We start from the raw sequence: 8,258 nt of genomic DNA, 5'->3' as shown, positions 1-8,258 counted from the left end.
CGCGGAAACAAATCCGAAATCGGCATGAACGCCGACCCGATAATCCCAAACGCATGCTCAATTCCATGCATCTGCAACGTCTTCACAAAAGCTTCTTCGGTCGTCATCTTCATCTCAGAGGTGTCCTGTCGCGGGGGGTGGCTTGTTGATCTGTTGGCAAATACCTACGGTCTGCCCAAGAAGGCGAATAGGGCCAGTTCTGCCCCCCGCGTGAGACCAGATCAAAGTTCGGCGATGGTTTCGGCGATGCGCGCCACACCTTCGGGGATGCGTTCCGAAGGAATCGAGGAATAGGCGAGCCGGTAGAACCGTGTCTCGCGTTGATCCCGGCGAAAGAAGGAGTGGCCGGGTTCGATCAGCACATCCTTCTCGGCAAGCGCCTTTGCGAGGTTGTCGGTGTCGATGCCATCGGGCACCTGCATCCAGAAAGAGGATCCGCCATGCACCCCCTTGCCCGCGATGGTCAGGCCGTTGGCTTCGATGGCCTCTTGCATGACGGCGCGCCGGTCGCGCAGGACGTTGCGAATGCGCCGGATCAGCGCGTTGTAATGACCGAGGGAGAGGAAATAGGCAGTGGTGCGCTGGATATGGCCGGGTGGGTGGCGCAGGACGCTGGCCCGCAAGGCCCGGGCCTCGCGAATGAACGGGGCGGAGCCCACGAGATAGCCAAGGCGCAGCCCCGGGAAGAGCGATTTGGAAAAGCTGCCGACATGGATCACGCGGCCGTCGCCATCAAGCGATTTGAGCGCGGGTGAGGGCGTGTTGAGGAAGGACATCTCGAATTCATAGTCGTCCTCGACGATCACTGCGTCAATCTCGCGGGCTTTCTGCAGAAGTTCCTGACGCCGTGCCATGGGCATCGTGGCACTTGTCGGGCATTGGTGGCTCGGGGTGGTGAAGATCACATCGGTCTGATCCGGGATTGCGCCGGGCGGCAGGCCATCGCGATCTACATCGACCGGCACCACATGGCAGCGCGATTGGGTCAGGATATCGCGCAGCGCGGGATAGCAGGGGTTTTCGATGGTGGCCGTGCGACGCTGGGTCAGGAGAACTTGTGTTGCGAGCCAGAGCGCGTTTTGCGCACCGAGGGTGATCAGAATTTCGTCTGGATGGGCCTTGATCCCGCGTCGGGGCAGGGTGTTGCGGGCGATGAATTCGACAAGGCGGGGATCGTCCCTGTCGTAGTAGTCCGTGGTCAGGGCAGTGAAGTCCTTTTGTCCGAGCGCACGTAGGGCGCAGTGTCGCCAATTGGCGTGGTCGAACAGGGTTGGGTCGGTCTGGCCATAGATGAAAGGATAGCGGAAGCTTGCCCAATCATGCGGCTTTTCGGGGGTGTCGCCCTCGGTAAAGCGCCGTCCGGTGATGCGGTTCCAATCGACAAGATCCTCGCCGCGCGGCGTCGGTGTATAGACCGGCGGCACCGGGGCATTTTGCGAGACGAAATAGCCCGAGCGCCCTTGCGAAGTCAGGTAGTCGTTGGAGAGCAGTTCGGTATAGGCAAGCGTGACCGTGATCCGGCTCACCCCGAGATGGGTCGCGAGTTTGCGGGTTGAGGGCAGGCGCTCGCCTTTGCGCAAGCGTCCCGAGAGGATCGCCTCGGCGATCATCTCCTGGATCTGGGCCTGGAGCGTGCCTTGTGAGTGCGGTGCGAGAAAGAACGTATCGACGGGAATGGCCATGCGGGCGAAGATAGGCTGGACTTATCCCGGGTGCAATCTGGTATGATTGGCGCGCCCCCTAGCGCGCCAGTTTGTGTTCCAGATTTGCGCGCACTGCTGGCCATTCATGCGGCAAGATCGAATAGACGGCCGTGTCACGCAGGGTGCCGTTGTCCATGACCATATGATTGCGCAGAATCCCGTCGAGCTTTGCGCCAAGCCGTTCGATGGCGCGGCGGGATTGTTGGTTCATGAAATGGGTGCGGAATTCGACGGCAATACAGTCGAGCGCGTCGAAGGCGTGTCCGAGCAAGAGGAGCTTGGCCTCGCTATTGAGGGGGCCGCGTTGCACCGATTGACGATACCAAGTCGAGCCGATTTCCACCCGGCGATTGGCGGCGTCGATGTTCATTTAGGTCGTCATGCCGACGGCCTTGCCATCCGGCAGCAGCACGGCAAAGGGCAGCAGGGTTCCGGCCTCTTGCGCGGCGAGGCGGCGGTCGATCTCGGCCGGGATGCCCTCGGGCGGTGGCACTTTGGTATACCAGAGCCGATGCAGGTCACCGTCGGCGGCGGCTTCGGCAAGGTCGGCTGCGTGGGCAGACGAGAGCGGCGCGAGGGTCACGTGTTGTCCTTCAAGCGTGACGGGCGTGGGCCACATGGTGTGTCCTTTCAAGAAAAAGGCCGGGGACGTGCCCCGGCCCTGTCGTCTGGGGGGTGTAGCTCTAGCCGAAGACCTTTGCGAGGGCTTTGTCCACCGCATCGGTGATGGCGTCGATATCCGCCGGGGTCGCGATCAGGGCGGGCGAGAAGCACAGCACGTTGTTGCGCTCGGGGACCGAGCGGTTCAGCGCGCCGATGATGACGCCAAGCGCGCCACATTCGGCCACCACCGCTGCAACCTCGGCTTCAGAAACCGGCTCCTTGGTCTCGCGGTCCTTGACCAATTCGACGCCTTGGAAAAGACCGAGCCCGCGCACGTCCCCGATCACGGCATGTTTGTCCATCAGGGCGGTGAGGTTCGCGGTCAGGCGATGGCCCATCTCGGTGCAGTTCTCAAGAAGGCCTTCATCCTCGATGATGCGCATGTTTTCAAGCGCCGCTGCTGGGCCGCTCGCGCAGCCACCGAAGGTCGAAATATCGCGGAAATGGTCGAGCTTGTCAGTGGGGTCCGACTTGAACATCTCGAAGACTTCTTCCGTCGTGACCATACAGGCAATCGCCGCATAGCCCGAGGCGACGCCCTTGGCCATGGTCACGAAATCCGGTTTGACTCCAAAGTGTTGGTAGCCGAACCATTCGGTCCCGGTACGCCCGATGCCGCAGACCACCTCATCGATATGAAGGAGGATGTCATACTTGGTGCAGATCTCCTGCACCCGCTCCCAATAGCCTTCGGGGGGCGTGATGACGCCGCCACCGGCGGTGACAGGTTCGAGGCAAAGCGCGCCAACGGTCTCGGGGCCTTCGCGCAGGATCACCTCTTCGATGAGGTTCGCCGCAGCAATGCCGAAGTCGCGGCCCGACAAATGCTCGAGGCCAAGCTCGTGCTTGCGGTACTCCATGCAATGCGGCACACGCACGAAACCAGGGGCCAGAGGGCCGTATTGCAGGACGCGTTCGTCTTGGCCGCCGGCGGACATGGTGGCGAGGGTGCCGCCGTGGTAATCGCGGTCGCGGAAGAGGATTTTGGTCTTCTTGCCACCATATTTTTTATGCGCGATTTGGCGCACCATCTTGAAGGCTTTCTCGTTCGCCTCGGAGCCGGAATTCGTATAGTAAACGCGGCTCATGCCGGGCATCTTCTCGATCAGTTTCTCGGCAAAGAGCGCGCCGGGGATCGAGCCCGCGGCCTGCGCGAAATAGCACATCTTCATCAGCTGATCCTGAACCGCCTTGGCGATGCTTTCACGGCCATAGCCGACGTTGACGGTCCAGACCGCGCCAGAGACGGCGTCGATATACTCCTTGCCGTTCTGATCCCAAACGCGCATCCCCTTGCCTTCGATGATGATCCTGGGATCATTGGTCTCAAAGGGTTTGTGCTGGATCAGGTGGTGCCAGACATGGGCCTTGTCGGCGGAGACGACACGTTCGAGATCATTGCTGTTCAGTTTGCCATCCATGGGGCACCTCGCTTCTTGCCGAACTGGTGGATCAATGAAAACAAGCCGGACGGGTCCGGCGGGGTTTGGTTCATCCTCATATGAAAACTGCGGGAATCAATAGGTCCAGAGTTCTGCGAGAGATATGTCCAAAGCGAGGACTCGCCGGTCTGGTGCGTGACAAATCCAAACGGTCTGCGGGGGCGGAAAACCAATGTCGGTATCGCGTCGGTATCACGTCGGTATTGCAGCTGTGCGCCGGGGCGCAGGGCCGGGGTAAAGGGGGCGTGCGGTGGCGCGACTTCTTTTGAAGAAATCGGCCCGGAATTTCTTGAAGATTCCGGTTTGGGCCTGAGAGAAACCCAAGCGATGGACTCGGGGCCCAAGGCGCGATAATCAGGCCCGATCATGGCCAAGAAACCTGCAAAGAACTCTGACCCGAATTACAAGGTCATCGCCGAGAACCGGCGCGCCCGCTTCGATTATGCGATCGAGGACGATATCGAGTGCGGCATCGTACTCTCGGGGTCCGAGGTGAAATCCCTGCGCGAGAACAGCGCCAATATCGCCGAGAGCTATGCGGCGGTCGAGGATGGGGAGCTCTGGCTCGTGAATTCCTATATCGCGCCATATGACCGCGCGATGTTCAGCCATCAGGAGCGGCAGCGCCGCAAGCTTCTGGTGAGTCGCAAGGAACTTGGCAACCTGTGGACCGAGACCCAGCGCAAGGGGATGACCCTTGTGCCGCTGGTCATGTATTTCAATCACAAGGGTCTGGTGAAGCTTAAGATCGGCATCGCCAAGGGTAAGAAGAACCACGACAAGCGCGCCACCGAGGCGAAACGCGACTGGGGCCGTCAGAAACAGCGCCTGTTGCGGCACGGCGAGTAGGGCCAAGCGGCCCTACCCTTTCTTGTTCAATCGAAGCGATAGCCCGAGGCGGTGACGCCGCCAAAGATATTCTCTTGGTGGTAGATGCGCGTTGCCTTGCCCGCTTCGGCCGCGCCGAGGGCGGCGAAGATCGGCGCGAAGTGATCCTCTTTTTCGTGGCAGGTTCGGGCGTGGGGCGCGCTTTCCCAATCGAGAAGCGCCTTGGTACGGGCCTCTGGGTCGAGGGCGAGGGTCTCGGTCAGCCATGCGTCGAAGGCTTCGGAAGGCACACGTGCCGTCAGGTTCATCAAGCGCAGGTTATGATAGCTTAGCCCCGAGCCGATGATGAGCACGCCCTGTTCACGCAAAGGCGCGAGGGCACGGCCAAGCGCCACATGCGCCGCCGGGTCATAGCCCGATTGCAGCGAGACCTGAAACAGCGGCACATCTGCGTCCGGATACATGACATGGAGCGGCACAAAGGTGCCGTGGTCAAAGCCTTGTGTATCGTCGAGGCGCGCGGGGAGGCCGGCGGCAGAGATCAATTCCGCCGTCTTGGCGGCAATGTCGGGCGCGCCGGGAGCGGGGTAGGTGATCTCGTAGGTTTCGGGCGGGAAGCCGTGATAGTCGTATTCCATCGGCGGTTTGGCGGCGGACATGACGGTAAAGGCGTCGGCCTCCCAATGACCGGAGATCGAAAGCACGGCCTTGGGTTTTTCCGGGAGTTGGCCGGGCATGGCGCGCAGCGAGTCCTCGAGGGGCGCGAATTCCGACCGCCAGGCCGGAAGCCACGGCCATGGGCCGCCGCCGTGCGAGATAAAGAAGGTGGGCATGAGGGACATGGGTTTGGTCCGATCGCATCTGTTGTTGATGCGATCAAACTAGAGCTGTGCGAGTGTGCGCAAAAGGCCCCCCCTTGCACAAGACCTGTGCAGACTTGTTCAGGTCCGCTCAGTCGTCGTCGAGTTCTTGTGCACCGGTCCAACCGGCGGTGCGGGCTTGGGCCATGGCTTGTGATTGGATGCGCATGTATTTGGTGCGCAGATTTTCCGGCATGGCGGAGACGCGAAAGCCGTATTTTTCCCACTCGGCATTGGCGCGCTCCCAGATGGCTTCGATCTGATGCGGGAGCCAGCCCGCGCAGGTTTCGTTTTCGGGGATGAGGCCGAAGGCGCGGGCGTCTCGGATGATCTTGCCTGTATCGGTCATGCCGCCGTTGAGATCGTTGTCGAGGCCAACATAGGTTTTCGGTTTGAGCATGGCGTGTCCTAGCGTGTCAGGGTGGCAAAGAGGGTCGGGAGCTTTTCGGGCAGGCGCGCGACGTGATCGACGATCGTATAGTTGTTTTCGCCAAAGATGCGTTTGACGTAGGTGTCGGCGTGTGGGTCGAGCGTCAGGCAGTAGCTCTGCACCCCTTTGGCGGCGAGTTCCTCGACCGCCTTGCGCGTATCATGGCGCAGTTGTTGCGGATCGCGTTCGTCGATGTCGGCGGGGGCGCCGTCGGTCACCAAGAGGATGAGCTTGCGGCGTTCGGGCTGTTTCAGGAGGCCCGCCCCGGCATGGCGCAGGGCGGCGCCCATGCGGGTTGAAAGCCCGCCTTTCATTCCATCGAGCCGGGCCTTGGCCTCGGCGTCGAAGGATTGGGCGAAATCCTTGAACTTGTAGTACTGCACGTCGTGGCGACCATCAGAGGCAAAGCCATGCACGGCGAAGGGATCGCCGATGCCCTCGATGGCGAGCGCGACCAGCGCCGCCGCTTCGCGCGTCAGGTCGAGCACTGTTTTGTCGGAGCCGTCCATCGTGTCGTTGGTGCTTTCCGAGAGGTCGAGCAGAACGGTCACCGCAAGATCGCGGGAATTGATGACGTTGCGCATGGTGATGCGGGTGTCGGGCTGGGCGCCCATGCGGATGGCGATCATGGCGTCGACGGCGGCGTTGATGTCGATCTCGTCACCATCCTCCATACCGCGCACGCGTTGGACCCCGGCGGGGGAGAGCATGTCGATGATCTGGCGGATGCGGCTTGCGATGGGTTTGTGGGTCAGGAGGATATCATCGACTGTGGTCGGGTCACCCTTGGTCGCGCGGCGTTCATAGACCGTGGCCCAGTCGGGGCGGAAGAGCTGCACCTGATGGTCCCATTCGTGGTAATGGTAGGGGGGAGAGATCGGTTCCTTGCCCCACATCTCGTTGAAGGAGGTGGTGGCCTCGCCTGCGTCTTCGTAGGGGCGGAATTCATCTTTGCAGACCCAGATTTCCTGCGCGTCGTCCCCGGCGAGTTCGGCATCGACCTCGTGCGCCATTTCCATAACCGAGACGTATTTGCGGGTCTGGCGTTGTGCGGCGGGGGTGTGGCTGCCTGCGGTGTTCCAGTCGATCTCTTCGTAGTCCCAGATCAGGCGGTTGTCGTCGCGATAGGGAATGCGCAGCGATTGCAGGATGCGCAGCGAAGGGACATCGCGCCGGGCGGCGAAGACATGGAACAGTTCCATGCCGATGTCCCAAGAAAGCTTGTTGTCGTGGGCGCGGCTATCGATCACGGCATGAAAGCGGTCGGCCAGCGCGTCGAGATCGGTGTCGTCTGTGGCATGGGTCGGATCGTTGAGACGGCGGGCGAAGCGTTCGAGCGCCTGCACGGTCGGGTGTTCGGGGGCGTCGGTGTGGTCGCGCGCAAGGAGGCGGCCCCAGAGCTTGGCAAGGCCGGGAAAATCGCGCCCGGCGAGGTATTCGATGCGGGCGTCCTCGATGAGTCCGATAAAGACCATCTGCGCCTGCGAAAGCTGTTCGGCAGAGAGCGGCGTGGTGGTGTAGTGGAGATGCGCCGCCTGATGCGCGGCCATGGCGCGGTAGAGCTCGACACCGGTCAGCCCATCCATGTCGTCCACGGCGTCGGGCAGGTGCATGACATGCGCGTCGATATAGGGGCGGAAGCCTTCATGATCGGCCGCTGTCGGGCGGAGGAAGAAATCCCGGCCCCAAAGCGCGCGGAGGTAGAAGTTCAGTTTGCGTTGGGTGTCGATGAAGAGCGTGCCCCGGCGTTCCTGTTGCAGCACTTTGCGGGAATCGGGGCTTTTGAGGGCGAAGTAGTCGGCCAGCCGGGGCAGGTCGCGACGGTAGGCGTCGGCGCCGTAGTTGGCCCAGCGGCGCAGGCCGGAGAGTGTCAGCTTAGAAAGCAATTCGTCGATCACGCCAAGCATGGGGCGCAGGCCACGGGCGGATTTGGCGGAAAGTTGATGGATGAGGTTCAGGTAGCCGCGTAGGAGGTCGGCGTCGCCAAGGCGGCGGGCGGCGGTTGGCAGCGACGCGAAGAGGAGCGCGATGACCTCGCCGGAGGTCATGGAGGAGAGTTTCATCGCCGCGCCGAGGCAATCGCGGATCACGTCCTCGCCGCACTCTTTGACGACGGCGGGCATGTTCTCGAGCCAGGCCAGTACGAGATCATGGCCGCGACCGAGTTTGCACAGGCCCTTGGCCCCTTTCATGTAGTCGGCCAAGCCTTGCGGAGACATAACGCGGGCGGCGTCGTGAAACGTCGCTTCGAGCGTGTCGAAGATTTCGGGCGGCGCCTTGGCGAAACAGTCGCGGTAGTCTTCGAGGGTGACGGTCATTGGTCCTGTCTCCG

At 61.8% G+C, this 8,258-nt stretch carries 8 protein-coding genes; 1 reads left to right on the top strand and 7 read right to left on the bottom strand.

Annotation, left to right across the window (positions count from 1 at the left end):
* Positions 1-221 precede the first annotated feature (221 nt).
* From MK745_RS02120 to MK745_RS02110, 4 genes are all read right to left on the bottom strand, one after another.
* A complete protein-coding gene (locus MK745_RS02120) occupies positions 222-1,682 on the bottom strand; it encodes a PLP-dependent aminotransferase family protein (RefSeq protein WP_243611620.1) in 1,461 nt (486 codons plus the stop codon).
* A 58-nt stretch (positions 1,683-1,740) separates the two neighbouring features.
* Positions 1,741-2,073 (bottom strand): GNAT family N-acetyltransferase, encoded by a 333-nt coding sequence (locus MK745_RS19825; RefSeq protein ID WP_347813637.1) that lies wholly within the window; start codon positions 2,071-2,073, stop codon positions 1,741-1,743.
* Positions 2,074-2,322, bottom strand: a complete 249-nt coding sequence (locus MK745_RS19820) for a hypothetical protein (protein ID WP_347813636.1) — start codon at positions 2,320-2,322, stop codon at positions 2,074-2,076.
* Between the two features lie 64 nt (positions 2,323-2,386).
* Entirely contained in the window at positions 2,387-3,787 is a 1,401-nt protein-coding gene (locus MK745_RS02110) for an aspartate aminotransferase family protein (RefSeq protein ID WP_243611619.1), read from the bottom strand.
* A gap of 387 nt (positions 3,788-4,174) precedes the next feature.
* Here MK745_RS02110 and smpB point away from each other — a divergent pair, with 387 nt between their 5' ends.
* Positions 4,175-4,657, top strand: a complete 483-nt coding sequence (gene smpB, locus MK745_RS02105; RefSeq protein ID WP_243611618.1) for an SsrA-binding protein SmpB — start codon at positions 4,175-4,177, stop codon at positions 4,655-4,657.
* Between the two features lie 26 nt (positions 4,658-4,683).
* On the opposite strand, the gene MK745_RS02100 is transcribed toward smpB, so the two are convergent.
* The 3 genes from MK745_RS02100 to MK745_RS02090 all read right to left on the bottom strand — a co-directional run bounded on the left by MK745_RS02100 (position 4,684) and on the right by MK745_RS02090 (position 8,244).
* The gene (locus MK745_RS02100; RefSeq protein ID WP_243611617.1) at positions 4,684-5,478 is read right to left on the bottom strand and encodes a DODA-type extradiol aromatic ring-opening family dioxygenase; all 795 of its coding nucleotides are present in this window, start codon (positions 5,476-5,478) and stop codon (positions 4,684-4,686) included.
* 109 nt (positions 5,479-5,587) lie between these two features.
* The gene (locus tag MK745_RS02095; RefSeq protein ID WP_243611616.1) at positions 5,588-5,896 is read right to left on the bottom strand and encodes a hypothetical protein; all 309 of its coding nucleotides are present in this window, start codon (positions 5,894-5,896) and stop codon (positions 5,588-5,590) included.
* 8 nt (positions 5,897-5,904) lie between these two features.
* The gene (locus tag MK745_RS02090) at positions 5,905-8,244 is read right to left on the bottom strand and encodes a nitric oxide reductase activation protein NorD (protein ID WP_243611615.1); all 2,340 of its coding nucleotides are present in this window, start codon (positions 8,242-8,244) and stop codon (positions 5,905-5,907) included.
* Positions 8,245-8,258: the final 14 nt, after the last annotated feature.

Origin of the sequence: Shimia aestuarii (genome assembly GCF_022814865.1) — a bacterium.
Lineage (GTDB): Bacteria > Pseudomonadota > Alphaproteobacteria > Rhodobacterales > Rhodobacteraceae > Shimia > Shimia aestuarii_A.
This window is presented reverse-complemented; position numbering and strand designations above follow the sequence as displayed.

What these genes read in the sequence shown, in the direction of transcription:
- MK745_RS02100 (WP_243611617.1), bottom strand. Translation starts at nt 5,478, where the DNA reads ATGTCCCTCATGCCCACCTTCTTTATCTCGCACGGCGGCGGCCCATGG.
- MK745_RS02110 (WP_243611619.1), bottom strand. Translation starts at nt 3,787, where the DNA reads ATGGATGGCAAACTGAACAGCAATGATCTCGAACGTGTCGTCTCCGCC.
- MK745_RS02120 (WP_243611620.1), bottom strand. Translation starts at nt 1,682, where the DNA reads ATGGCCATTCCCGTCGATACGTTCTTTCTCGCACCGCACTCACAAGGC.
- MK745_RS02090 (WP_243611615.1), bottom strand. Translation starts at nt 8,244, where the DNA reads ATGACCGTCACCCTCGAAGACTACCGCGACTGTTTCGCCAAGGCGCCG.
- MK745_RS19825 (WP_347813637.1), bottom strand. Translation starts at nt 2,073, where the DNA reads ATGAACATCGACGCCGCCAATCGCCGGGTGGAAATCGGCTCGACTTGG.
- MK745_RS02095 (WP_243611616.1), bottom strand. Translation starts at nt 5,896, where the DNA reads ATGCTCAAACCGAAAACCTATGTTGGCCTCGACAACGATCTCAACGGC.
- MK745_RS19820 (WP_347813636.1), bottom strand. Translation starts at nt 2,322, where the DNA reads ATGTGGCCCACGCCCGTCACGCTTGAAGGACAACACGTGACCCTCGCG.
- smpB (WP_243611618.1), top strand. Translation starts at nt 4,175, where the DNA reads ATGGCCAAGAAACCTGCAAAGAACTCTGACCCGAATTACAAGGTCATC.